This window comes from Ruegeria sp. HKCCE4148, from assembly GCF_017872495.1.
Taxonomy (GTDB): domain Bacteria; phylum Pseudomonadota; class Alphaproteobacteria; order Rhodobacterales; family Rhodobacteraceae; genus Ruegeria.
In genome coordinates, this window is sequence record NZ_JAEDOS010000016.1 from 31,029 (window position 1) to 51,829 (window position 20,801).

Annotated in this window: 22 protein-coding genes and 1 tRNA gene; 11 read left to right on the top strand and 12 right to left on the bottom strand. The window is 57.1% G+C overall.

Annotated features, from left to right (window positions below; all coding sequences use genetic code 11):
* Nucleotides 1-116 precede the first annotated feature (116 nt).
* From I9187_RS21225 to I9187_RS21255, 7 genes are all read left to right on the top strand, one after another.
* Nucleotides 117-1,160, top strand: coding sequence for an RluA family pseudouridine synthase (locus I9187_RS21225; protein ID WP_171238477.1), 1,044 nt, complete (start codon nucleotides 117-119; stop codon nucleotides 1,158-1,160).
* The gene (locus tag I9187_RS21230) at nucleotides 1,157-1,828 is read left to right on the top strand and encodes an HAD-IA family hydrolase (protein WP_171235896.1); all 672 of its coding nucleotides are present in this window, start codon (nucleotides 1,157-1,159) and stop codon (nucleotides 1,826-1,828) included. The genes I9187_RS21225 and I9187_RS21230 overlap by 4 nt, the downstream gene beginning before the upstream one ends.
* 3 nt (nucleotides 1,829-1,831) lie before the next feature.
* A complete protein-coding gene (locus tag I9187_RS21235) occupies nucleotides 1,832-2,539 on the top strand; it encodes an ATP12 family protein (protein WP_209509894.1) in 708 nt (235 codons plus the stop codon).
* Nucleotides 2,540-2,744: 205 nt separating this feature from the next.
* On the top strand, nucleotides 2,745-3,761 hold the full coding sequence (locus tag I9187_RS21240; RefSeq protein ID WP_171181642.1) for an amino acid ABC transporter substrate-binding protein: 1,017 nt from the start codon (nucleotides 2,745-2,747) through the stop codon (nucleotides 3,759-3,761).
* A gap of 123 nt (nucleotides 3,762-3,884) precedes the next feature.
* Nucleotides 3,885-5,117, top strand: a complete 1,233-nt coding sequence (locus I9187_RS21245) for an ABC transporter permease subunit (RefSeq protein ID WP_171181644.1) — start codon at nucleotides 3,885-3,887, stop codon at nucleotides 5,115-5,117.
* A 3-nt stretch (nucleotides 5,118-5,120) separates the two neighbouring features.
* Complete coding sequence (locus I9187_RS21250) at nucleotides 5,121-6,419, top strand: amino acid ABC transporter permease (protein ID WP_171181646.1); 1,299 nt, start codon at nucleotides 5,121-5,123, stop codon at nucleotides 6,417-6,419.
* Between the two features lie 12 nt (nucleotides 6,420-6,431).
* Entirely contained in the window at nucleotides 6,432-7,223 is a 792-nt protein-coding gene (locus I9187_RS21255) for an amino acid ABC transporter ATP-binding protein (RefSeq protein WP_280922860.1), read from the top strand.
* A gap of 44 nt (nucleotides 7,224-7,267) precedes the next feature.
* Here the strand turns inward: I9187_RS21255 and I9187_RS21260 are convergent, their stop codons facing one another.
* From I9187_RS21260 to rpmH, 11 genes are all read right to left on the bottom strand, one after another.
* The gene (locus tag I9187_RS21260) at nucleotides 7,268-7,765 is read right to left on the bottom strand and encodes a histidine phosphatase family protein (protein WP_171619983.1); all 498 of its coding nucleotides are present in this window, start codon (nucleotides 7,763-7,765) and stop codon (nucleotides 7,268-7,270) included.
* On the bottom strand, nucleotides 7,762-8,448 hold the full coding sequence (locus I9187_RS21265; protein WP_171238458.1) for a ferredoxin: 687 nt from the start codon (nucleotides 8,446-8,448) through the stop codon (nucleotides 7,762-7,764). The genes I9187_RS21260 and I9187_RS21265 overlap by 4 nt, the downstream gene beginning before the upstream one ends.
* Nucleotides 8,449-8,470: 22 nt before the next feature.
* Nucleotides 8,471-9,334 carry an acetylglutamate kinase gene (gene argB, locus I9187_RS21270; RefSeq protein WP_171181652.1) on the bottom strand — a complete coding sequence of 288 codons (864 nt, stop codon included), beginning with the start codon at nucleotides 9,332-9,334 and terminating at the stop codon, nucleotides 8,471-8,473.
* Between the two features lie 60 nt (nucleotides 9,335-9,394).
* Complete coding sequence (yihA, locus tag I9187_RS21275; protein WP_171619979.1) at nucleotides 9,395-10,048, bottom strand: ribosome biogenesis GTP-binding protein YihA/YsxC; 654 nt, start codon at nucleotides 10,046-10,048, stop codon at nucleotides 9,395-9,397.
* Nucleotides 10,045-10,782 carry an MOSC N-terminal beta barrel domain-containing protein gene (locus tag I9187_RS21280; RefSeq protein WP_209509895.1) on the bottom strand — a complete coding sequence of 246 codons (738 nt, stop codon included), beginning with the start codon at nucleotides 10,780-10,782 and terminating at the stop codon, nucleotides 10,045-10,047. Before I9187_RS21280 ends, yihA begins: the two co-directional genes overlap by 4 nt.
* Complete coding sequence (gene yidC, locus I9187_RS21285) at nucleotides 10,779-12,629, bottom strand: membrane protein insertase YidC (RefSeq protein WP_209509896.1); 1,851 nt, start codon at nucleotides 12,627-12,629, stop codon at nucleotides 10,779-10,781. The genes I9187_RS21280 and yidC overlap by 4 nt, the downstream gene beginning before the upstream one ends.
* 126 nt (nucleotides 12,630-12,755) lie before the next feature.
* Entirely contained in the window at nucleotides 12,756-14,312 is a 1,557-nt protein-coding gene (locus I9187_RS21290; RefSeq protein WP_245223349.1) for a bifunctional diguanylate cyclase/phosphodiesterase, read from the bottom strand.
* 44 nt (nucleotides 14,313-14,356) lie between these two features.
* Nucleotides 14,357-15,250 carry a tRNA 2-thiocytidine(32) synthetase TtcA gene (gene ttcA / locus I9187_RS21295; RefSeq protein WP_171235903.1) on the bottom strand — a complete coding sequence of 298 codons (894 nt, stop codon included), beginning with the start codon at nucleotides 15,248-15,250 and terminating at the stop codon, nucleotides 14,357-14,359.
* 56 nt (nucleotides 15,251-15,306) lie between these two features.
* Nucleotides 15,307-15,552, bottom strand: a complete 246-nt coding sequence (yidD, locus tag I9187_RS21300) for a membrane protein insertion efficiency factor YidD (protein ID WP_209509897.1) — start codon at nucleotides 15,550-15,552, stop codon at nucleotides 15,307-15,309.
* Nucleotides 15,549-15,974 carry a ribonuclease P protein component gene (gene rnpA / locus I9187_RS21305; RefSeq protein WP_171619969.1) on the bottom strand — a complete coding sequence of 142 codons (426 nt, stop codon included), beginning with the start codon at nucleotides 15,972-15,974 and terminating at the stop codon, nucleotides 15,549-15,551. The genes yidD and rnpA overlap by 4 nt, the downstream gene beginning before the upstream one ends.
* A gap of 25 nt (nucleotides 15,975-15,999) precedes the next feature.
* Complete coding sequence (gene rpmH, locus I9187_RS21310) at nucleotides 16,000-16,134, bottom strand: 50S ribosomal protein L34 (protein WP_005980833.1); 135 nt, start codon at nucleotides 16,132-16,134, stop codon at nucleotides 16,000-16,002.
* 296 nt (nucleotides 16,135-16,430) lie between these two features.
* Here rpmH and I9187_RS21315 point away from each other — a divergent pair, with 296 nt between their 5' ends.
* The 4 genes from I9187_RS21315 to I9187_RS21330 all read left to right on the top strand — a co-directional run bounded on the left by I9187_RS21315 (nucleotide 16,431) and on the right by I9187_RS21330 (nucleotide 20,126).
* Nucleotides 16,431-17,162 carry a TVP38/TMEM64 family protein gene (locus I9187_RS21315; RefSeq protein WP_171620155.1) on the top strand — a complete coding sequence of 244 codons (732 nt, stop codon included), beginning with the start codon at nucleotides 16,431-16,433 and terminating at the stop codon, nucleotides 17,160-17,162.
* 3 nt (nucleotides 17,163-17,165) lie between these two features.
* Nucleotides 17,166-18,584: an FAD-dependent oxidoreductase gene (locus tag I9187_RS21320; protein WP_209509898.1), complete on the top strand. Its 1,419-nt coding sequence runs from the start codon at nucleotides 17,166-17,168 to the stop codon at nucleotides 18,582-18,584.
* A gap of 15 nt (nucleotides 18,585-18,599) precedes the next feature.
* The gene (locus I9187_RS21325; protein WP_171238474.1) at nucleotides 18,600-19,985 is read left to right on the top strand and encodes an ATP-binding protein; all 1,386 of its coding nucleotides are present in this window, start codon (nucleotides 18,600-18,602) and stop codon (nucleotides 19,983-19,985) included.
* A gap of 64 nt (nucleotides 19,986-20,049) precedes the next feature.
* Nucleotides 20,050-20,126: transfer RNA gene (locus I9187_RS21330), tRNA-Arg, on the top strand.
* Between the two features lie 112 nt (nucleotides 20,127-20,238).
* On the opposite strand, the gene I9187_RS21335 is transcribed toward I9187_RS21330, so the two are convergent.
* On the bottom strand, nucleotides 20,239-20,616 hold the full coding sequence (locus tag I9187_RS21335; protein WP_171722497.1) for a hypothetical protein: 378 nt from the start codon (nucleotides 20,614-20,616) through the stop codon (nucleotides 20,239-20,241).
* Nucleotides 20,617-20,801 lie beyond the last annotated feature (185 nt).

A 20,801-nucleotide genomic window follows, 5' to 3' on the forward strand; every position in this document is an offset into this window, starting at 1 on the left:
AACAGCCAGATACCTTGACTCTTGGCGCATTGCGCGCGACAGACGCCCATGATTTCTGGGACACGGACAAAGGTGCAATCCGGGCGGCTCACCCGCGCGGTGCAAGGGTTAATGGCATGAGTGGCGTACAGATGATTACAGTCGCTGAAGGGGATGGCGACCAGCGCGTTGACCGCTGGCTGCGCCGTCTTTTTCCGCATGTCAGTCAGGGCCGCATTGAAAAGATGTGCCGCAAGGGTGAGCTGCGTGTCGATGGCAGCCGCGCCAAAGCCTCGACCCGGCTGGAGGTCGGGCAAGTGGTGCGTGTGCCGCCTTTGCCTGACGCAGATCACAAACCGGCTGAGGTCAAACATCGTATCTCGGATGCCGATGCCAAGATGATCCAGTCCTGCGTGATCTACCGCGACGATCACATTCTGGCGCTCAACAAGCCGCAGGGCCTGCCGGTTCAGGGCGGCAGCGGGCAGACCCGGCATGTCGACAGCCTGTCCGAGGCGTTGCGGTTCGGCTATGACGAGAACCCGCGTCTGGTCCACCGCTTGGACAAAGATACGTCAGGTGTTCTGCTGATGGCCCGCACGCGTGAGGCCGCCAAGGGCCTGACGGCCGCTTTCCGTCACCGCGACACGCGCAAGATTTATTGGGCACTGGTGGCCGGTGTTCCGACTCCCTACCTGGGTGAGATCAAGACGGGCCTTGTCAAAGCACCGGGTCATGGCAAGCACGGCGAAGGCGAAAAGATGATCCCCGTGCATATGAACGAAATCGACAGCACACCAGGCGCCAAACGCGCGCACACGCATTACGCGACCCTCTACCGGGTGGCCGGCCGTGCCGCATGGGTTGCAATGGAGCCGATCACCGGGCGGACGCACCAGCTGCGGGCCCACATGGCGGCCATCGGGCATCCGATTATTGGCGATGGAAAATATGGCGGCTCGGGCCAGGAAAACCTTGGCGACGGCTGGGGCGCGCAACTGGGTGGGATCATTAGTAAAAAGCTTCACCTGCATGCCCGGCGACTGTCGTTTCAACACCCAATGACCCGTAAGCCTGTGACAGTCACGGCACCTTTGCCGGATCATATGAAGCACAGCTGGGATACGTTCGGGTGGACCGAGGATCTGGCTGCTGACGATCCGTTTGAGGATCTGCAATGAGCGCACCCTTACGGCTGGTTCTGTTTGATGTCGACGGCACGCTGGTCGACAGTCAGGGCAGTATCGTTCACTCCATGACAACCAGCTTTCAGGCTGCTTCGGTGCCTGTCCCGTCGCGCGACGCGATCCTTTCGATTGTGGGTCTGTCCTTGCCACACGCCATTGCGCGACTGGCACCGGATCAACCATCCTTGGTCCAGGGTGATCTGGTTGAAGGGTACAAAGAGGCTTACCACGCACATCGGCTGGACCTGGGTGCGGCCAGTTCGCCGCTTTATCCCGGCGCGCGTGAGGCGATTGAAGCGTTACACGCTGTGCCCGAAGTACTTTTAGGAGTAGCCACCGGCAAGTCACAGCGCGGTCTTGATGCGTTGATCGAGGCGCACGGGCTGGAGGCTTATTTTGTGACGCGTCAGGTTGCAGATCATCACCCGTCCAAGCCACACCCGTCCATGGTGCAGACCGCCTTGTCTGAAACCGGTGTTGATCCGGATTGCGCAGTGATGATTGGTGACACGAGCTTTGACATGGACATGGCTGCGGCGGCGGGTGTGCGCGGAATTGGGGTGACCTGGGGATACCATGATCGCTCGGCTTTGGCTTCGGCGACTTGCGTGATCGAGACATTTGACCAGTTGCCCACGGCGCTGGCTGGAATATGGAACTAGGAAATGAGCGACTGGAAACCAAAACGCTTCTGGAAAGACAGTGCCGTTGTCGAGGCCGACGGCGGGTTTGCGGTTGAATTGGACGGTCGATGTGTCAAAACGCCCGCCAAGAAAGGTTTGATCTTACCGACCCGCAGCATGGCCGAAGCGGTCGCGGTAGAATGGGATGCGCAGGAAAAAGAAGTTGATCCTGCGACAATGCCGTTCACACGTTCTGCGAATGCCGCAATCGACAAAGTGCGCGTTCAGCATGCAGAAGTGGCCGACATGCTGGCCGATTACGGCGATTCTGATCTGCTGTGTTACCGTGCCACGCACCCGCAAGAGCTGCAGAACCGCCAAAGGGACGAATGGGACCCGGCCTTGGATTGGGCCGAATCTACGTTGTCCGTTCGTCTGGTACCGGTCGCAGGGGTGCTGCACCAACCACAAGCGCGTCCGGCCTTGGAGACGCTGCGCGCACGGGTCCATGCGCTGAATGCGTTTCAACTGGCGGCCTTCCACGATCTTGTCAGCCTGTCAGGGTCGTTGATTCTTGGGTTCGCGGCAGCCTTGGATTGGCGCAATCCGGACGAGATATGGCGCATTTCGCGACTGGACGAAATCTGGCAGATCGAGCAATGGGGCCATGATGACGAGGCGCATGAGGTTGCTGAGGTCAAAAGGGCGGCGTTTCTACATGCAAAACGCTTCTTTGATATGTCGGTTTGAGCCATAATTCCTGATATTTGGGCAATTGTGCAAAGGGCTTGGGGGGTGAACCATCGATTTCGATGATCCGACCCTTGACGTTTGTTTATGAATACGCCCAAACTCAGTCCCACTAAAGGGGAGACACCTTTGGGGTAACCTATCCGGCATCCACTTGCCGGGCAGAGCCGTTTCTTATGAGACGGAAAATCAGGAAGAGGTAAAAATGAAAAAATCCGTAATCTTGGGCGCGGCGACGATTGCCGGTCTGGCTGCTGGTGCAGCTGCGGCGGGCACCATTGACGACGTCAAGGCGCGCGGCAAGTTGAATTGCGGCGTGACCACCGGTCTGGTTGGTTTTGCTGCACCCGACGCAAATGGTGAATGGCAAGGCTTTGACGTTTCGCTGTGCCGCGCTGTTGCTGCTGCCGTTCTGGGCGACGCAAACGCCGTTGAGTTTGTTCCGACCACCGGTAAAACACGCTTTACTGCGCTGGCATCCGGCGAAATCGACATGCTGGCCCGTAACACCACATGGACCTTCAGCCGCGACGTCGACCTGAAGTTCGAATTCACTGGTGTGAACTACTATGACGGTCAGGGCTTCATGGTTCCCAAGGCGCTGGGCGTCAGCTCGGCCAAGGAACTGGACGGCGCAACCGTTTGTATCCAGACCGGCACCACAACCGAGCTGAACCTGGCGGACTTCTTCCGCTCGAACAACATCAGCTATGAGCCGGTTCCGATCGAAACCAACGCCGAAGCGCAGCAACAATATCTGGCTGGTTCGTGTGACGTTTACACCACTGACGCATCGGGTCTGGCAGCGACGCGCGCCACGTTTGAAGCACCGGACGAGCACGTTCTGCTGCCCGAAATCATTTCGAAAGAGCCTCTGGGACCGCTGGTTCGCCACGGTGACCACGAGTGGGGCGACGTTGTCCGCTGGACTCTGAACGCGCTGGTCTCGGCAGAGGAACTGGGTGTGACCTCGGCCAATATCGATGAGCTGAGCGGTGGCACCGACAACCCGGAAATCAACCGCCTGCTGGGTACCGAAGGTACTCTGGGTGAGATGCTGGGCCTGGACGCTGACTGGGCTGCCAAAGCCATCAAAGCAGGTGGCAACTATGGTGAAGTATTCGCCAAGAACATCGGTGAAGAAACTCCGATTGGTCTGGCGCGCGGCTTGAACGCTCAGTGGACCGAAGGCGGCCTGCTGTATTCGCCGCCGTTCCGCTAAAATCTACGGAGATGGGCGCAGGGTATAACCTGCGCCCTCTTCACATCAAAGAGCTGCGGAAGCATTCAGAGCGGGAAAAACTCGCCAAGACAAAAAAACCGCACGCTACGGGGATTTCAAAATATGTCGACTATGACTGATCCACCGAAAGCTGACTTTCGGTTGTCCATGCTCATTAACGACACTCGCTATCGCTCCCTGACGTTTCAGGTGATCGCGGCGATCGTTATTGCGCTTTCCATCTGGTATCTCGGAAACAACCTGATCCAGAACCTTCGGGCCGCAGGGCTCAACATCTCTTACTCGTTTTTGGGCGACTCCTCCGGGTATGACATCAACCAGAGACTGATAGAATATGACAGCCAGTCCAGTCACGGGCGTGCGGCTGTTGTTGGTATTCTCAACACGCTGTTGGTTGCCTTTCTGGCATGTATTACGGCCACGGTGTTCGGCGTGATCGCGGGGGTTCTGCGGCTTTCGAACAACTGGCTCGTGTCGAAACTGATGGCGGTCTATGTCGAGATCTTCCGGAATATTCCGGTTCTGATCTGGATCATCATAATCTTCACCATCATGACGGCTGTACTGCCCGCGCCACGCGCGTTCCGGGGCGATGCCGCCACATCCAGTATGTTGTTCGACGCCTTTGCCTTTACCAACCGGGGTGTCTATATCCCGCGGCCCGAGTTCGCAAACGGGCTGTTTGGCGCAACCATTCTGAACTGGTTGCTGGTGATTGTCGTTTTGATCGGTTCGTGGTTCGCCTCGCACGAGATCGAAAAGCGGGCCACATTGAAACAGGAAGAGACCGGCGAACGTCCGAAGACATTCTTGGTCAAATTGGCTGTTTGGCTGGTGCCCTTTGCCTTGCTGATGCTCATCATGGGTTTGACCTGGGATATTCCCGCTCTGAAAGGCTTTAATTTCAGCGGTGGTATCAAGGTTGGCGGCCCGCTGATTGCATTGTGGTTCGCCCTGTCGATCTACACCGGTGCCTTCATTGCGGAAAACGTACGTGCGGGTATTCAGGCGATCAACAAAGGTCAGACCGAGGCCGCCGCCGCGCTGGGTTTGCGTCCCGGACGGATCATGAACCTTGTCGTTCTGCCCCAGGCACTGCGTGTCATCATACCGCCGCTTATTTCGCAATACCTGAACATCACCAAGAACTCGTCGCTGGCGATCGCTGTTGGTTATGCAGACATCACTGCCACGCTGGGCGGCATCACGCTGAACCAGACCGGTCGTGCGATCGAATGTGTGCTGCTGCTGATGCTCTTCTATCTGACAGCCTCGTTGCTGATTTCGATGGCGATGAACATCTACAACGCCTCCGTTAAGTTGAAGGAGCGCTGAGCCATGAGTGATCAAACAACAAACCCGATCGCCTTTGTGGCCGAAGGCACTATCCCGCCTTCGCCCCCACCGGCAAATGAAGTCGGAGTGGTCAAGTGGCTACGCGAGAACCTCTTCTCGGGCGTGACAAACACCATCCTGACGGTGCTGTCGCTGGTGCTGATCTACATTCTGTTGAAAAACACGTTGCCGTGGATTTTGAACGGGGTGTGGAATGCCAACTCTCTGGCGGAATGTCGCGAGATCCTGGACGGCAAGACCGGCGCCTGTTTTGCGGTTCTGACGGAACGCTGGCCTCAGCTGATCTATGGCTTCAAATACCCTGCCGACGCTTATTGGAGACCGAACCTGGCCTTTGTGCTGATGCTGGTTGCCCTTGCCCCGGTGTTGTTCTTTGACCTGCCACGCAAGATGCTGCTGTTCACTGCGGTTTACCCGTTTGTGGCCTTTTGGCTGATCTGGGGCGGTACGATCCTGGTTCCTCTGGTGGCGCTTGTCGGTTTCATTGCAGCAGGTGCTGTGTTCCAGAAGCTGGGCAACAACAGTTTTGCTGCCGGCTTCTTTGGGGCTATCGTGACTGCGTTGGTCATCTGGAACGTCGGCGGAGCTCTGATCCCGGAAAGTGCATCAGAGAATGCTTGGCTCACAGCTGTTCCCAGCCGTGATCTGGGTGGCTTCATGCTGAACATGATGCTGGGTGTGACCTGTGTGTCTCTGTCGGTGCCGCTGGGCATCGCGCTGGCCTTGGGTCGTCAGTCGAACATGCCGCTGATCAAGTGGGTTTGCGTTATCTTTATCGAATTCATCCGTGGCGTGCCTCTGATCACGCTGCTGTTCGTGGCTTCGGTGATGCTGGCGTATTTCTTCCCGCCTGACAGCACAGTCGACCTGTTCCTGCGTGTTGTGATCATGATCACCATGTTCTCAGCCGCCTATATCGCCGAGGTGATCCGTGGCGGTCTGGCGGCACTTCCGCGTGGACAGTACGAAGCAGCAGACAGTCTGGGTCTGGATTACCCGCAAGCGATGCGGCTGATCATCCTGCCGCAGGCTCTGAAGATTTCGATTCCCGGGATCGTGAACGTGGCCGTGGGCCTGTTCAAGGATACCACACTGGTTTCGGTCATCTCGATGTTCGATCTGGTGGGCATGATCCGGGGTCCCATTCTGGCGTCGACCGAATGGAACGGCGTCTATTGGGAGCTTCTGGGCTTTGCCGCGCTTCTGTTCTTCGTCGTCTGTTACGGCATTTCTCAATATTCTCAGTGGCTCGAGCGTCGCCTTGCCACAGATCATCGTTAAGGAGTTCAACACATGTCTGAACTTGCAGTAGAACGCGAAATCGACCGCTCGAAGATGCAGGTGAGCGATGAGGTCGCCATCGAAATCAACGGCATGAACAAGTGGTACGGATCATTCCACGTGCTGCGCGACATCAATCTGACCGTCAATCAAGGCGAGCGGATCGTTATCGCGGGCCCGTCGGGTTCGGGTAAATCCACGCTGATCCGCTGCCTGAACGCGCTGGAAGAACACCAGCAGGGCAAGATTGTCGTGGACGGGATCGAGCTGTCGAATGACCTGAAAAACATCGACAAGATCCGGTCTGAGGTTGGCATGGTGTTTCAGCACTTCAACCTGTTCCCGCATCTGACCATTCTGGAAAACTGCACGCTGGCCCCGATCTGGGTGCGCAAGACGCCCAAGAAAGAGGCTGAAGAGCGCGCGATGCACTTCCTTGAGAAGGTGAAGATCCCCGATCAGGCCTTGAAGTACCCCGGTCAGCTGTCCGGTGGTCAGCAGCAGCGTGTGGCGATTGCGCGTTCGCTGTGCATGATGCCGCGGATCATGTTGTTCGATGAACCAACATCGGCGCTGGACCCCGAGATGATCAAAGAGGTGCTCGACACCATGATCGAACTGGCCGAGGAAGGTATGACCATGCTCTGTGTGACCCACGAGATGGGCTTTGCCCGTCAAGTCGCCAACCGCGTGATCTTTATGGACGCGGGCCAGATCGTGGAACAGAACGAGCCGGAAGAGTTCTTCAACAATCCGCAGAGCGAACGGACCAAACTGTTCCTCAGCCAGATTTTGGGGCACTAAACGGCCTGAAATTGAAGAAAGGGCGGGGTTTTGCCCCGCCTTTTTTATTCCAGCAACTCGCGCGGAATGGCGAATCCAAGGATTTTTCCGCTGTGCCATTGCACCTCGGTCCAACTGGTGATGTCAAATTCCATGACGGTCGTTGCGCAGGTCGGATAGTCCAGAAATCGCGGATGTGTCGGAGCTTCCCGCACCAGCTGGTGGGCAAGCTGCGCTATCCCAGGATTGTGCCCCAACATCAAAACGGTTTGCCCCTTTGCTTCGAATAACTGGCGTATCATCTGGTCAGGCCCCGCCAGGTAGAGCGCGTCGCGAAACTTTGCGCGCCGGGCCGTCATGGACATCCTATCCCAGGTTTCGCGGGTTCGGGTCGAGGTCGAGCTGAGAACCTCATCCGGCACCCAACCATGTGTACGCAGCCATTTGGCAATTGCGGAGGCTGACTTGCGTCCACGTTTGTTCAACGGGCGCGCATGATCATCCAAAATCGGGTTATCCCAGCTGGATTTGGCGTGGCGTGTCAGGATCAGCGTGCGGGTCATGACGTGTGGAACGACCTCATGTGATGGGCCGACTGTTCTGATGTGCGCTCCGCTCCTGCACTGAGAGGGCATGCAAGGCGGGCAAGACATCCGCCGGTCATGCAGGTCTGTCCTTGGGTTGTGTCAAGGTGGCTGTGGCAGGCTGAGATGTTGTAGAATTCCTGAGCGTTCAGGGCACCGACCGGGCAGGCCTGCGTACATGGCGCGACGCAGGTAATGCAGGGAGATTGTCCGGGTGTGTCCGGGATACTGAATTCTTCGGCAAAGTGCAGTGCACCTCGATATGAGATCATCATGCCCACCGTGTCATGCACCAAAGCGCCCACCGGGCTGCTGAAGGTCCGTCCTGATTTCAGGGCCCAATCGATGAAAGGGGCATAAGGTGGCCCGCCAAAAGGAAAATAGGCCTCGGCATTAAATGTCTGGGCTATTTCGCCAATGATCCTAGCGGACCAGCGGTCAACCGGGTCCGGTGCCCCCCATTCTGGTGCGGCCTTCAAAACAGGCCAAAAGTCCCCTCCGGCGCCTAAAAGGACCAACGTACCGGATTCAAGCTGTTTGGCTTCCACCTTACGGGGACGCAGTGCTCCCATGACAATCAGTCCCTCACGATGAGCGACCTCAACGATGTGGTCATAGGATATCGCATTTGGGTCAGAGGAAGGCTGCGCAAGATTGGCCATGTTTCATCCTTCCTTGAACGGGTCAGTCCGGCCTTATAAGCGACCCGGCCCCGTGTTCTGTAAACAATTCTAGCAACACGGCATTCGGTGCGCGCCCGTCCAGGATCACCACGGCCCGGACGCCGCTGTGCAGCGCGTCCAGGGCCGTTTCAGTTTTGGGGATCATGCCGCCCGCGATCGTGCCTTCGCGGGTCATTTCGCGAATTTGTCCTGCCTTCAGTTCGGTCACAACATCTCCGGCGGCATTCTTGACGCCTGAGACATCGGTCAGCAGCAGCAGACGGTCGGCTTTCAGGGCCGAGGCAATTGCGCCCGCCGCCGTATCGCCATTGACGTTGAAGGTTTCACCATCGCGGCCGGCACCCAACGGGGCAATCACCGGGATCACATCATGAGAGAACAAGTCATGCAGAATCTTCGGGTTCATGTCAGAGGGGGTGCCCACATATCCCAGAGATGCGTCCGTCTGGTCGCAGACCATCAGGTTTGCATCCTTGCCAGACAGCCCCACGGCAGAACCCCCTTGATCGTTGATCGCCTGGACAATGCGCTTGTTCACAAGACCGGACAAAACCATCTCGACCACTTCGACGGTTGCTGTGTCTGTCACACGCTTGCCGTTCACGAATTCAGACTGGATATCCAGCTTGTCCAGCATCGCGTTGATCATCGGACCGCCACCATGAACGACAACTGGATTAACCCCAACCTGACGCATCAGAACCACGTCACGGGCGAAGCTTTCCATCGCCTCATCGCTGCCCATTGCGTGACCGCCCAGCTTGATGACGACAATGGCCCCGTCATAGCGCTGCAGATAGGGCAGAGCGCTGTTGAGTGTGGCTGCGGTGGCGATCCAGTCCCGGTTCATATCTCTTGTCTTCATGGCTAAAGTCCCTTTGGAGACCTGTGTTAGGGCCTTTGTCCGGCCCTGCCAAGTGTGAAGCTATTCCAGATGCGCAATGATGGACCGCAGGGTCGCGATACCGTCGCCTTTTTCGGAAGAGGTCAGCACGATTTCCGGGAACGCTGCGGGGTGCTTGGATAGGGCCGCACGTGTTTGGTCCAGCACCTTTTCGCGGTCCTTGGCCTTGACCTTGTCCGACTTGGTCAGAACGCATTGAAAGGTCACGGCGCTGGTGTCCAGCAGCTTCATGATCTCGGCATCGACTGGCTTCACGCCGTGGCGCGCATCGATCAGTACAAAGGCACGTCGCAGGGTCTGGCGACCACTGAGATACTGTTTCAGCAGCTTCTGCCATTTCTCCACCACTTTCAGCGGGGCGTTGGCGTATCCATAGCCGGGCAAGTCCACCAGATAGAGTTCGGGGCCTTGGGTGAAAAAATTGATCTCTTGCGTGCGCCCGGGCGTGTTCGAGGCGCGCGCCAAACCCTTGGTTCCGGTCAGCGCGTTGATCAGACTGGATTTGCCGACGTTCGACCGGCCTGCAAAACAGACCTCCAACCGATCAGGGGCGGGCAGGCCGTTCATGGCGACCACGCCTTTGACAAATTCAGAAGGGCCAGCAAACAGCTTGCGCCCGTGTTCTTTGGTAAGGTCATCCGGCTCTTCAGCCAGTGGAAACGGAAGCGATGTCATAGCACGCGCACCTCATCATTCAGGCGGACTTCACCACCCTGAATGACTTCGGCGTAAACACCGAAATCCTGATGGCCCCAATTGCTCAGCGCACCCAGAGTGTCTGCGTCACGTGCGCCAGTCTCTGGGTTCGCGGTGGTGGCCATGCAACGGGTAATGCGTTCGCGGATACGGAACACGGCCTGCCCAATGCGGACGTCGCGCCCCAACCAGTCAAACTCTTCCCACAAGGGCAGGCCGTCAAACCAGATGTTCCCGCGCCAGCGGACGGTGGACAGCGACTGGCCAAGCTTTTGCTCGACAGCGCGGTGTGATGCCATGTTGCACAGGCTGATGGATGGGAAATCACTGTCGGTCATCCCGCGTCCCGGAACCCGGACTATTCTGTCAGGTGCCGCGCGGTCGGCGGGCATCAGAGGTTTTACCCAATCCAGGAAAACCTCTTGTTCGGTATCCGGGGCAAATAGCAGATCAGGCCGGTCAGGATGGCGCAAAGTTACACGCTCGTCTTGGAGTTCGGCTGAGATCGCCGCCAGCTCGGGTGCTCTAGCGACCCGGGTGAAATTCGAACAAGGGGCCCAGTCCGAACCATCTGTCTTGGCCGCCTCATGAGCCACCGCCCAAACGCGATCCCCGGGCATGGTCTGCCCGGGGATGACTGTGACTTGGCTCAGCGTTTCTCGACCATGGCTTTTGATCGGGTGACGCCAGAGGTTTGAGACTGTGCCGCTCATTTGTTGTCCGTTTTTGGCGTCTTCTTGAAGCCGGACTTAATGTTCCCGAATACGTCCGGGGTATAGCCCTGACTGCGCATGATCAGATATTGCTGCGTGAACGTGATCGTGTTGTTCGCAATCCAGTAGACAACCAGACCGCTGGCGAAACCGCCCAGCATGAACATGAAGACCCAAGGCATCCAGGCAAAGATCATCGCTTGTGTAGCGTCGGTTGGTGCCGGGTTCAGCTTTTGCTGCAGCCACATCGAGATACCCAGCAACAGCGGCAGAATACCGATGAAGATCAGCGCCATGAAGCTTTCGGGCGCGGGTGCGGCCCAGGGCAGCCAGCCAAAGAAGTTGAAGATCGAGGTCGGATCCGGCGCGCTCAGATCCTGGAACGGGCCGAACCAGGGGGCCTGACGCAGTTCGATCGTGACAAAGATCACCTTATACAGCGAGAAGAAGATCGGGATCTGCAACAGGATCGGCAAACAGCCCGCAGCCGGGTTCACCTTTTCCTTCTTGTACAGTTCCATCATGCCTTGCTGCATCTTCTGCCGGTCGTCGCCGGCGGCCTCTTTCAGGGCCTCCATCTGCGGCTGCAGTTCTTTCATCTTCGCCATCGAGACGTAGGATTTGAACGCCAGCGGGAACAGAATCGCCTTGATGATCAGCGTCAGGCCGATAATCGACCAACCCATGTTGCCAATCAGCACGTTGATGTTGTGCAGAAGCCAGAAGATCGGTTTGGTCAGGAAGAAGAACCAGCCCCAATCAATGCTGTCGATGAACTTCTGAACGCCTTCTGACTGGTATTCCCGAATGGCCTCCCATTCTTTTGCACCGGCAAAAAGGCGTGTGGTGACCTGCTCGGTCGCGCCCGGCGCAACTGTCAGCGTCGGCAGAACCGTTTCTGTCTGATAGATTTTGCGGCGCGAGTCATACTTGGCGGCAGCTTTGAATGCGGAACCAGGCTCAGGGATCAGAGTGGTCATCCAATAATGATCGGTGAAACCGATCCAGCCATTTTCCTTTACCTGATATACCTCGGCCTGCGCACGCTCATTCGGGTCGATGTCGAAATCACGGACGTCGCCATAGTCCACCTCCGTCAGTGTCCCGTCGGCCATGCCGATGACGCCTTCATGGAGAATGAAGAAATTCTTCAAGCCAGGCAGATCACCGTCTTCGCCGATACCGTGGCGTGCCAGGATGCCGTAGGGGGCCATGCCGACCTCGGCTTCGGTGGCGTTTTCAACCGACTGTGTGACGCTGAACATATAGTTCTCATCAACCGAGATAGCGCGGCGGAAGGTCAAACCATTGCCGTTGTCCCAAACAAGCGTCACCGGACTGTCAACGCCAAGGGTCTCGCCCTGTTCAACGGACCAGATTGTGTTGGGTCCGGGAACGTCGGCACCGCTCAAGCCCGCGCCAGGGGCCCAACCGTATAGGGCATAATACGCGGACTCGGACCCCACCGGTGACATCAGTTCGACAATCGGAGAATCGTCGGCCAGCGAAACCTTATAGTCTTTCAGCGACAGCTCATCGATGCGACCACCGGCCAGCGACAGGCTACCGGTCAGGCGCGGGGTGTCGATATCGATCCGTGGCGCCTGGGCCTCGGGCTCAGCTTCTGTCGCAGCCGCAGTAGCTTCCCCCACAGCCGCAGTAGCTTCCCCCACAGCGCCTGTACCTGCAGCGCTGGGCGTCTGAACCTCATTGCCTTCAACATTGGAAATTTCAGCCTGTTCAGGAGCAGGTGTCGGTTCCGGCGGAGGGAACAGCACAAACCAGACCAGGATCACGAGAAAGCTGAGCGCAGTTGCGAGGATGAGATTCTTGTTCTGATCGTCCATAGGGGACAGCCACCTTGAGCAGTGAAAGACACCCGCAGGGTTCAACAGAGTGCGGGCCCAAAGGTCAAGCGGAATCGCCCTTCAATTCGTCACGTACCGGTCTTCTTTGGCTTGATTTGGGGTTCTTTAACCTGTTTCCCGCCCAATTTTGGGTACTCGGTTCAATTTGCTGCGATAGGACATGATCCAGTCCCTGGTTTTTTCGACTGGCATCGGCTTGCTGATACCAAAACCCTGAACATGGTCACATCCCAACTGGGCCATCAATGCATGCTCGCCTGGCGTTTCGACGCCTTCGGCCAGTGTTTCCAGATTCAAACGTTCAGCCATGGTCAGAATGGCGCTTGCCAGTTGCTGCTGGCTGGGGTCTTGATCGGCTTTTGCGACAAAAGACCGATCGATCTTTATGCGCGACACGTTGAATCGTTTTATGGATGCGATCGAGGCATGGCCGGTTCCAAAATCGTCCAAATCAATGCAACAGCCCATTGTAGCCAACCCGGTGACGTTGCGGGTTATGACGTCATCAGGTCGACGGGAAAAAACGGTCTCCAACACTTCGACTGCCAACCTGTCGGGTGTCAGGTCGAATTGATCCAACTCCCATTTTAGGCGGTCGATCAGGCCCGGATCGCGCAGCTCGTCCGAGGAAAAGTTGATGCCGATACGCGGCACATAAAGCTCTGCCTGATCCCAGTCGCGCATGGCAGAAAATGCGTAGTGCCGCATGGTCTGCCCCAGCCGACCCATAAGATCGGCATGTTCTGCAAACGGCAGAAAGACGTTGGGGCCCAGAACCCCCTTTTTAGGGTGCTCCCATCTGGCCAGTGCCTCAAAGCCAGTGACGCGCCCGGTGTCGGTGGATATCTGAGGTTGAAACCAAGGACGAATCTCACCGCTGTCCAGGGCAGTTTCAAACTCCTTGCGCAGATTGGAGCGGACCTGAGCCCGGCGGCGGGTTTCGGACGAAAAGGCGCGAATCGTGGATGGGCCATTCTGTTGCGCTTCAAGCAGGGCGTTATTCGCAGCATCGCGCCAGTCCATAGCCGACCCGTCCGGAAAGCTGCCGCTTAGGCAGAAACCGATAGAGCACGACATGTAGACGCCGGTTCCATTCAGCATGATCGGCTCTTCCACCGCCGATTGCATACGCCCCGACATTTGAATGCAGGCCTCTAGATCCAGTTGGCCAGCGGGGCGCAAGACCACCATCATCTTATTCCCGCCAACGCGTGTCGCGCAGTCGTTCGTGCGGATCATGGACATGACACGCGCGCAAAACTGCTGTGCAACGTGGTTTGCGGCTGCCTGACCATGAAGATCAAGCAACTGAGTGTAATCATCCAGAACCACGGCAAAACAAGCAGAGTCTTCGCCTTTGCGACAGGTTTCAGCAAACACTTCGTTTAATGCGGATGCGAAGTCGTCGTTTGACAATAGGCCAACCGACCGCCCCAAGCGCGGACGGGTTTGTTTGGACGAAAACGCACCAAGGCCTGTGATTGCCAAGGGGAGGCCCAATGCAATTGAAACCAAAGCACGTTCGCCCCCGATCCAGAACGCACCCAAACTGAGCGCGGGAATAAACGCCAGCGCTGATGGACTGTTAAAAACGGAGTTCAAAGAACGTATAAAACGGTCGATAGAAGAATGGTTCCGCATCGTGCTTTTGGCCTTGGGCATGAATGACACGCCGTTGAGCCTAGGAAACCAGTCTGAGTCAGTCGTTAACGCAGCTGCGGAATTCCGTCCAAGTTTTCGGTTTTTTTGTCAGAATTTATTGAAAGGTTAAGGAAATCAAACAGTTTCGCGTCCAGCAGATGCGAAGGGCGTGCATTTGTTAAGGCGCGGAACATAACTTGACGCCGACCCGGGCTGTTCTTTTCCCATTGATCGAGAATCTGTTTCACCTGCTGGCGTTGCAACCCGTCCTGACTGCCGCAAAGATCGCAGGGTATGATCGGGTATTGCATTGCATTGGCAAATTTCTCGCAATCGGCTTCGGCAACATGGGCCAGCGGTCGGAAGACAAAAAGATCGCCCTCTTCATTCACCAGCTTCGGCGGCATGGTGGCCAGACGACCGCCGTGGAAGAGATTCATGAAAAATGTCTCAAGAATGTCGTCGCGGTGATGGCCCAGAACAACCGCCGAGCACCCCTCTTCACGCGCGATGCGATACAGGTTGCCACGGCGCAGGCGTGAACACAGAGCGCAGTAGGTTCGGCCCTGCGGAACCTTGTCCATCACAACGGAATAGGTGTCCTGGTACTCGATCCGGTGCGGTACATCCATGCGTTCGAGAAATTCGGGCAGGACTGTCGCGGGAAATCCGGGCTGACCTTGATCCAGATTGCAGGCCAGCAGATCCACAGGCAGCAGGCCACGCCATTTCAATTCGTAGAGAACGGCCAGCAGCGTATAACTGTCCTTGCCGCCTGACAGACAGACCAGCCAGCGTGGCGGTTTGCCGTCCTTGTCGTGGGCAGACGGGTCTACCATCCCGTATTGCTCGATCGCTTCGCGGGTTTGCCGTACGATACGCTTGCGCAGCTTCTTGAACTCGGTGGTCGAGGGCGCGCCAGCAAACAGCGGGTGGATATCGTCTGCATCATCAAACATGCGCTGCCCCTACAGCAGTTGGCCCAACCGGGCAAGATGGTGACAGGATGCCGGGTCTAGCCCTTATCGGTCGAGGTATCGGAGTCAGGGACCGGATCGTAGCCGTCGCCACCCCACGGATGACAGCGCCCGATCCGACGCGCGGCCAACCATGCGCCCTTTATCGCACCGTGCTTTTCCAATGCCTCCAGCGCATAAGCTGAACACGTTGGCTGATATCGACAGTTAAAGCCAACCCACGGGCTGAAAATCAACCGATAGGCCCGAACGGGCAGGGCGACGATATGGGCCAGAAATGTCATTTGCCCTGTGCGTGAACCTTGCGCAGCGCATAGCGCAGGTCACTCAACAGTGCGTCGTAGGAGCGGTTGGCCGTGACTTCGGCCCGGCCGATCAGAACGTAATCCCACCCATCGCGACCAGATTCGGGCAGTATGGCCCGCGCGGCTTCGCGTAAGCGACGTTTGGCGCGGTTGCGGGCCACGGCGTTGCCGACCTTCTTCGAGCAGGTAAAACCTACGCGAATCCCGGATGCCTCTTCTGGAGTGCGTCTGCGCGCCTGGACCATCATCGACGACGTTCCTTGCCTGCGCGCGCGTGCGGCTTTCAGAAAGTCGGACCGTTTTTTAAGAACGACAAGAGGTTCAGGTGCACAAACGGACGCCGCCGGGGGCGTATTCCCGGGCTGGTGCATACCATCCTCAGGGGCCTCCGGCGGCGTCATGTTCATAACCTGATCGGTGAGCGGTTTACGCGCTCAGCGACTTGCGGCCGCGTGCGCGGCGTGCGTTCAGGATCTTGCGGCCGGCCTTGGTGGCCATGCGCGCGCGGAAACCGTGGCGGCGTTTGCGAACCAGGTTCGAAGGCTGATAGGTGCGTTTCATCGCTCCGTCTCCAATCTATAGCGGTGGGGTGCGGCGCGGATTCGCCTGGCCCTAGTGTTCGAAGCCCGTCCTCTACTGCTAAGCGGGTGGTAAGTCAAACCCCAACAGTGGGGTTTTCGCGCCTTTTGCAACAATTCTGTACCCGCAGAGCTGAAAAGGTTTCAAAACACCCAATTATCGATGAAATCTCTCACATTCAGCGCCACAAAGATCAAGGCCCCGTGATCCCTCTGTTGCTTGACCGATTGGAAGCGCATCTTGGGCACAGAATGAAACAGAAAGAACCGGAAAACCTGATGTCTGAAACAAGCCAGGCACCGCGCAGCGGGTTTGCGCGCCATATTCCGTTGCTGGTGATCCTTGGTGTTGCCGTTGCGGGCTTTTTCACGCTGGGGGATTACCTGAGCTTTGAAACCTTGCGGGACAACCGCGAGGCGCTTTTGGCTTGGCGGGATGGTCATTATTGGGTCATGGCCGCAGCGTTTGTGGCCATTTATATCGTCATTGTAGCGTTCTCGCTGCCGGGGGCGGCGGTCGCGTCGATGACAGGCGGGTTCTTGTTTGGATTGTTTGCGGGCACGGTTCTCAATGTTGTGGCTGCAACCATCGGAGCTTCGGCTATTTTCCTGGCGGCACGCTGGGGATTGGGTGAGTCGCTGACCGCCCGTTTGGAATCGTCGGAAGGGACGGTCAAGAAGCTGAAGGATGGTCTGCGCGAGAATGAGATTTCGGTCCTGTTCCTGTTGCGGCTGGTCCCGGTTGTTCCGTTCTTTGTTGCAAATCTGGTGCCTGCTCTGGTCGGCGTGAAGTTTCGCAACTTCCTGATCACCACTGCCCTGGGCATTATTCCCGGGGGGATTGTCTACACGTGGATTGGTGTCGGGCTTGGTGGTGTATTCGATCGCGGCGGAACACCGGATGTGTCTCTGTTGTGGGAGCCGTTCGTGATCGGACCGATTATCGGCTTGTGCGTTCTGGCCGCTTTGCCCATCGTCATCAAAGCCTTGCGCGCAAATAAGGACAGCTGAGCCATGACCGAACTGAAAACAGACCTCCTGGTCATTGGGGCCGGGTCCGGCGGCCTGTCAGTTGCAGCTGGGGCCAGCCAGATGGGTGCAGATGTCGTTTTGCTGGAAGGCCACAAGATGGGCGGCGATTGCCTGAATTTCGGCTGCGTCCCGTCCAAGGCGCTGATCGCAAGCGGGAAGGCCGCTTATGGTCAGACGCATTCCGCGGCGTTTGGGGTAGCGGATGTGACTCCTCAGATCGACTATGGGGCGGCCAAGGACCATGTGCATAACGTCATCGCCCAGATCGAACCGATGGACAGCCAAGAGCGCTTTGAAGGACTTGGCGTCAAGGTGATCCGAGAATACGGTGCCTTTATCTCTTCCAACCAAGTGCAGGCAGGAGATCACTTCATCACTGCGCGCCGGATCGTGATTGCAACAGGGTCATCGCCCCTGGTGCCGCCGATTCCCGGGCTGGATGCGGTTCCTTACTTTACGAATGAAACTATTTTCGACCTGCGCGAGCGGCCGGATCATTTGCTTATCATTGGCGGTGGCCCGATCGGTATGGAAATGGCGCAGGCCCATCGACGCCTCGGCAGTAAGGTCACGGTCATAGAGGGTCAAAGGGCGCTGGGCAAAGACGACCCCGAAGCCGCGGCGGTGGTGCTGGAAGCGCTACGTAGCGAAGGTATCGATATCCGCGAAAGCGCCATGGTGGCACAGATCCGAGGCAGCGAAGGCGCGGTAGAAGTGGTGACCGAAAACAGTGAGATTCTCAAGGGATCTCATCTTTTGATCGCGGCCGGGCGCAAGGCAAACATTGACCGGTTGAATCTGCAAGCGGCGGGTATTGACCGCACCCGGACCGGCATTAAGACAGATGAAGCCCTCAGGACGACAAATCGCCGGATCTATGCCATTGGTGATGTTGCAGGTGGGATGCAGTTCACTCATGTGGCGGGCTACCATGCGGGTATCATAATTCGCTCGGCGTTGTTTGGTCTGCCGTCCAAAGCCAAGACCGCTCATATCCCCTGGGCGACCTACACAGATCCTGAACTGGCGCAAGTTGGTCTGACCGAAGCTCAAGCGCACGACCAGCATGGCGACAGGCTCGAAATTGCCCGCTTTGACTATCATCACAACGACCGGGCCATTTCCGAGCGTAGGACAAACGGCTTCATCAAGGTCATGGTTGTCAAAGGCCGTCCTGTTGGGGCCACAATCGTGGGTCATCAGGCAGGCGAGTTGATCAACTTGTGGTCGCTTGCATTGGCCAATAACCTGAAGATGGGGCAGATTGCTGCAATGGTTTCGCCCTATCCGACGATCGGAGAGCTTAACAAACGCGTGGCGGGTGCTTATTTCACGCCAAGGCTGTTTGAGAATCAGACAGTTAAACGTGTGGTCAGGTTCGTCCAGCGTTGGATTCCCTGACCTGAGGAGGGGCGCATTTTGAACTCGCTGTCGGGCCGATTTCTGATCCTGACGACGGTCTTCGTTATGTTGGCCGAAATCCTGATTTTTGTCCCGTCTATCGCTCGGTTCCGTGAGGATTTCCTGCTGAACCGTCTGGAGCGCGCCCAGATTGCTTCGCTGGCGTTGCTGGCAGACGATATGCTGGCTGATGACCTCGAGGCCGAACTGTTGGCGAATGCGGGTGTTTATAACGTGGTTTTGCGTCGGGACGAAGTTCGGCAGCTTATGTTGTCTTCACCGATTCCGGATTCAATTGCCAAGACATACGATCTGCGCGATGCGGGGCCCTGGGTTCTGATCCGGGACGCCATGAGCCGGATTGTCACGCCCGAAAATGAAATCATTCGAGTTATTGGCGAGCCGGTCAAAGGTGCGGGCTTGCTGATTGAAGTCACCACAGACAGCGCGCCATTGCGAATGGCGATGGTGGACTACGGCCTGCGTATTCTTGGCTTGTCTTTTGTCATTTCGATTATCACCGCTTCGCTGCTTTTCCTAGCTGTACGGGTTGTGCTTGTACGGCCAATCAAAAGCGTAGTGGGGTATATGCAGCGCTATGCCAGCGCGCCCGAAGACGCGCGGGGGATCATCTCGCCGAACTCGAAAGTGACAGAGCTGCGCGAAGCTGAAGAGGCGCTGCAAATGCTGCAGACTGACCTCACACAGGCGCTGCGACAGCGCGAGAGGTTGGCGCAGCTGGGTGGTGCCGTCGCCAAAGTCAGTCACGATTTGCGCAATATTTTGACATCGGCACAGCTGTTCACGGACAGGATCGAATCCAGCGATGATCCACTGGTTCGTCGGATGGCCCCTAAATTGGTGAATTCCATCACCCGTGCCGTATCTTTGTGTGAAAGCACGCTGGCCTTTGGGCGCGCGGAAGAACCGGCCCCGACGCTGACGATGGTTCCAGTGCGGTCGCTGGCCGCGGATGTGGCAGCCAGTGAACAACTTGCCGTCGCCGATGCCTGCGTCGAAATTGTGAATGAAGTTCCCGAAGATCTGATTGTCCGCGCAGACCCCGAGCAGCTTTTTCGGGTTATCATGAACCTCGTGCGCAACGCGCGTCAGGCCCTGGTTGCGGCGGGCAAGCCTGGGCGCGTTACAATTGCCGGCTGCGAATATGGAGACACCTGGTGCATTGAAATCAGCGATACAGGCCCGGGTCTTCCACCAAAAGCGCGCGAAAACCTGTTTACACCATTCCAGGGCGGAGTTCGAAAGGGCGGTTCGGGTTTGGGGCTGGCGATTTCGCAGGAACTTGTGCGCGGACATGGTGGAGACCTGAGTTTGAAACAGACTGGACCCGAAGGAACCGTGTTCGAAATAAGCCTTCCGCGCGGCGACATGACTTTTTGAAATATTTTTGAAGAATCGACTTGCACGTCCTGGGCGGCAGGTCTAAACACCGCCTCACCAACGCGGACCGATAGCTCAGCTGGATAGAGTACTTGACTACGAATCAAGGGGTCGGGGGTTCGAATCCTCCTCGGTCCGCCACTGGTTTACACTTGAAAATAAAGACTTAGATGGTGTGGCCCACTTGATGATTTCGCGGGCTTTTTACTCAAGGCAACTTTGAGGCAACCGTTCTGGGTAAAAAAGGATGTTTTCACCCCAATCCATACGGTCCACCCTCCTGTAAATCGCCGAATACTGCCCATGCCTCGTGGCATGCGTTTGCGAGTGCTATGTCATCTTCGGGAATGCTGTCCTTGAAATTAGGGTATTCCATTCGGTCGCCCAAGTTCATCAGCACCGTCATCAGGTGGTTGCGTGGAATGAACGCTCGGTAGCGATAGTCGCCGCCCGGTGTTTCGATCACCTCGCCGTCCATACCGTAATTGCGCAGAAGTTCGGCGTCCTGAGCGCGGCGGAACCGCAGACAGACGCGAGACCCCTTGTGCGGTCCGCTGATGTTGCCGCGCTCATCCTTGGCGACGGCAGAGAAAAAGCCCGAACCCTCGGGCGTCGAGAATGCTACCCACATATGCAGGTCCTCCTAATTTTTTGGAAAAGGGCACATTCTTTATCAAATACAATAAGGGGTCGTCAACTCGAGGGGGCTTACGTGCGCGGGCGCATAGCCTGTAGGCACAAACCCAAACCTCTACACCTGCCAGTAGCTACGTGATGGTTGGAGACTATTCGTCGTCATCCAGTTTTGCCTCAATC